The organism is Sphingomonas echinoides ATCC 14820, assembly GCF_000241465.1.
GTDB lineage: Bacteria > Pseudomonadota > Alphaproteobacteria > Sphingomonadales > Sphingomonadaceae > Sphingomonas > Sphingomonas echinoides.
Window position 1 is genome coordinate 1 of record NZ_JH584238.1, and the last position, 3823, is coordinate 3823.

The window sequence follows — 3823 nt, forward strand, 5'->3', positions numbered from 1 at the left end:
CTCCAGTAATCGCGAGGTGTCGATAATGTGAAGGAACGCAGTTTCAGTGTCTGAAATGCGCAGAATTGCGACGTTATCTGACTGGCTTTGCTCCGCATTATTTCTCGACGAACCTCTGCGGTCGTTTGACCAGCAGAGGAGCCGTCAATGCCGAATACCGATTGCGAACTGATCTCCGAACTCAGATCCGTACTGACCAGCCAACGATACAGCCCGGTGGTGGCCGGGAACTACTGCGCCTATGCGCGCGGATTCCTCGACTATCTTGCCCGGCGCAGCATCCCGATCGCGGAGGTGACCGAGGCGCAGGTGGGGTACTATTTGCACCATGCGATCACGATGTTCCGCAAACGTCATGGCCGACCACCAGGGCCGTGTTGGCACTCCATTCCGCGTTCTGGAATCCACGCCCTACTGCGGCTTGCACAGGGCCGTTGGCCACCCGCGCCCAAAGCGACATGTGCTGCTGACACGCTGCGCTTTACGATTTGCGACGAATACGAGATCTGGCTGCGCGAGGAGCGGGGCCTTGCGGAGCGCAGCATCTACGCATTGATGTGGGAGGGCCGGAACTTTCTCGCCTGGCAGCTTGATCGATGCGGCGTCGACAGCCTGATGGAAATGAGCGTCGGCGACATCGACCGTTACATGGACATGCGCAGCCCGCACCAAACGCGCAAATCGGTGAAGGACGTGGCGGAGCGCCTTCGCTCGCTGTTGCGTTATCTGCACCGGACGCGCCGCACCGAAATCGACTTGTCGCCGCACGTCATCGCGCCGCTATTGTACGCCTATGAAGGGGTGCCCTCGATCCTGGAGCGCGATCAGATCGCCGCCGTTCTGGAAACCGCAAGCAAGGACACGACGCCCATCGGGCTCAGAGATCAGGCGATCCTGCAACTGCTGGCGACTTATGGTCTGAGGTCCGGCGAAATCCGCAATCTGAAGATCGAGGATATTGACTGGCGGACGGAATCGATCCGCATCCTCCACACCAAGACCCGTGCCTGTTCCTATCTTCCGTTGATGGCTCCGGTGGGCGAAGCCATCCTCACCTATCTGCGCTCGGGACGACCGCAAACTGACGCCCGTGAAGTGTTCGTGCGGACCCGTGCGCCCTATGGAAGGCTCCGGGTGCTGCATAGTGCCGTGTTCCGGCGAATCCGGGATGCCGGGGTCAAGCCACCGGGAAAGTGTGGGCCACACATCTTCCGACATGCCCGCGCGGTCGAGATGCTGCGCGCCTCGGTCCCGCAAAAGGTGATCGGCGATATGCTTGGTCATCGTTCGACGGAATCTACCGCTCCGTATCTCAAGCTGGCAACCGAAGACCTGCGGGCCATCGCGCTCGACGTTCCGGGATCGGAGGTGCTGTCATGATGACATGGCCCGATCCCGAACGACTGTTGATCGCGCGCTATCTCGCGGACCTTGGCCTGCGCAGCAAGAACAGCCGCACCTATTACAAACAGGTGCTCCACAGCTTCCAGGACGTCGCCGCGCGCCACACCGAACTCGGCCAAGATGTGCTGGTAGCCTGGTTGCGGGCGTGGTCCGACCGTTGGACGGCAACGACGCTGCTCCACCGCACCCGCATTATCGACCGGTTCCTCGATCACCTTGTGCAAACCGGGGCGATCCACCGCAATCCCGTCGTCGTCCTGCGCAAGGAGTGTAACGTCAAGCAGTGCAAGCCGGTCTGGCGCGCTCTGGCTTCACGCGATCCAGAACAAGCCCTTGCCAAACTGCATCAGCCCAAACCGTTCGGCAGCGTGCTGGGCGCGATCATGGCCGAGCACGTTACGCTGATGCGCAACAGGGGGTACAAATATACCACGCAGCCTGTGTGGCTTTTGCGGTTCGACCGGTTCCTACAGCTGAACCCGGCGCTACAGGATGAACCGATCGGGGTGATGCTCGAACACTGGGCGACGGCGAAGGCCACGCGCAATCATCCTGCCGAATGCGAAAAGCTGAAGCGCGTCCTTGCGAAGATACTCCGCCACCGGGATCCGTCGATCCCACCGCGCCGACCGGACCCACGTCCGGGGAAGGAAGTGGCCAAACAATGGCGCAAACCTCATATCTATACGCCTGCCGACGTGCAGCATATGCTCGACATTGCTCGCTCTTACCCCTCGCCACGGGCGCAGCTTCGCCCGTTGAGTGTCTACACCATGCTACTGCTCGCCTATTGCGCGGGCCTGCGGCGCAGCGAGGTCGCCCGCCTCGATCTGGGCGATGTTGATCTTCAGGGCGGCACGATCACGATCCGGCAGACCAAGTTCTACAAGACCAGGATACTGCCGCTGCCCGACACTGTGATGGCCGAACTTCGGGCCTACATCGATGTGCGGTGCCATGCCGGTGCATCGCAGGACCCGAGGTCCGGGCTGTTCTGGCACGAGCAGCGCAGTGCCCGCTATACGAAGCAAGCCGTCGCCTGGCTGCTCGTTGACGTCATACGCCGCGCCGGGTTGAAGCCACCGCAGGGGCGAACGGGACCGCGTCTGCACGACCTGCGGCACTCGATGGTCGTGAACCGGATCCTCGAATGGTACCGGACGGGCATCAACCCGCAGGATCGCCTGCCGTTCCTCGCGACCTATCTTGGCCATAGGGATATCAACTCTACGCTGGTCTACATCACGGTCACGCAGGACCTGCTGCATTACGCAAACGAGCGGTTCCGCGTGGTGGGTGCACCTTGCCTCAGCTTGGGGCGGGAGGTGCAGCCATGAGCAAGGCCAACCCGTTCCCAGACCTGATGCGCGCGTTCTTCTACGAATGGCTGGTCGAGCAGCGCAATGCATCCATACATACGGTCCGATCATACCGCGATACCTGGCGGCTGTTCTTGCGGTTCGTCGCACAGCGGGCTGGAAGGAAGGTGGCTATGATTACGATGACTGATCTGGCCGCCAGCGAGGTCTCCGCGTTCCTCAGTTACGCTGAACATGAGCGCGGCGGCACGATCGGCACGCGCAACTGCAGGCTTGCCGCAATCCGCAGCTTCTTCCACTTCGTGGCGACCAGGGATCCTGCATCGATCGCGCAATGCGTCGAAATCCTCAACATACCCGTCAAGCGCGCGCCGGTATCGGAGCCCTGCTATCTGGATCCGGCGGAAGTGACGGCAATTCTTGCCCAGCCTGACCGTTCGACGCTCGAAGGCATGCGCGATCATGTGCTGCTCTCGCTCCTCTACAACAGCGGCGCACGAATACAGGAAGCGCTCGACTTGTGCCCCGAAGCAATCCGGTTCGAAAGTCCGAGCTGCGTGCGCTTGACCGGCAAGGGACGGAAGGAACGCATCTGCCCGCTCTGGCCTGAAACAGCCTTGCTGCTGAAGAAGCTGCTCGAACGGCAACCACGGGCGCCTGACCAACGGCTGTTCGTTAACCGCTATGGCGAACCGCTCAGCGCGTCGGGCGTCCGATTCAAGCTTGCCGCCTACGTAAAGGCGGCGACCGAAGCCACACCAACGCTGCGTACCAAGCACGTGACGCCGCACGCCTTCCGGCACGCCACCGCCGTGCACCTCATATCTGCGGGCGTCGATGTTACAGTCATCCGCAGTTGGCTCGGCCACGTGAGCCTCGACACGACCAACCACTATGCCAGGGCCAATCTTGAAACGAAGCGAAAGGCCCTGGAACAGGTCGCCGTTCCGACAACACCCGGCGGTCAGCCTTCGTGGAAGCGCGATACAAGCGTGCTCGCCTGGCTCGACACGCTTTGAAATAATGTGAAGGAACGTTGGCAGGAAACCCCAGAACTCGGCCAATCTGGCCGCGTTCCTTCACATTATCGACACCTCGCG

3 protein-coding genes are annotated in these 3823 nt (G+C 61.4%); all 3 read left to right on the forward strand.

The features are described from left to right. The first annotated feature begins 147 nt into the window (after positions 1 to 147). The 3 genes from ON00_RS19695 to ON00_RS19705 are packed head-to-tail and all read left to right on the forward strand — an operon-like array spanning position 148 to position 3742. A complete protein-coding gene (locus ON00_RS19695) occupies positions 148 to 1380 on the forward strand; it encodes a site-specific integrase (protein ID WP_010409285.1) in 1233 nt (410 codons plus the stop codon). After that, positions 1377 to 2741 (forward strand): tyrosine-type recombinase/integrase, encoded by a 1365-nt coding sequence (locus ON00_RS19700; RefSeq protein ID WP_010409287.1) that lies wholly within the window; start codon positions 1377 to 1379, stop codon positions 2739 to 2741. Before ON00_RS19695 ends, ON00_RS19700 begins: the two co-directional genes overlap by 4 nt. After that, positions 2738 to 3742: a site-specific integrase gene (locus ON00_RS19705; RefSeq protein ID WP_010409289.1), complete on the forward strand. Its 1005-nt coding sequence runs from the start codon at positions 2738 to 2740 to the stop codon at positions 3740 to 3742. Before ON00_RS19700 ends, ON00_RS19705 begins: the two co-directional genes overlap by 4 nt. The last annotated feature ends 81 nt before the right edge of the window (positions 3743 to 3823 follow it).

Excerpts from the sequence above, each read along its gene's own strand:
- ON00_RS19700 (WP_010409287.1), top strand. The coding sequence starts at position 1,377 with ATGATGACATGGCCCGATCCCGAACGACTGTTGATCGCGCGCTATCTC.
- ON00_RS19705 (WP_010409289.1), top strand. The coding sequence starts at position 2,738 with ATGAGCAAGGCCAACCCGTTCCCAGACCTGATGCGCGCGTTCTTCTAC.
- ON00_RS19695 (WP_010409285.1), top strand. The coding sequence starts at position 148 with ATGCCGAATACCGATTGCGAACTGATCTCCGAACTCAGATCCGTACTG.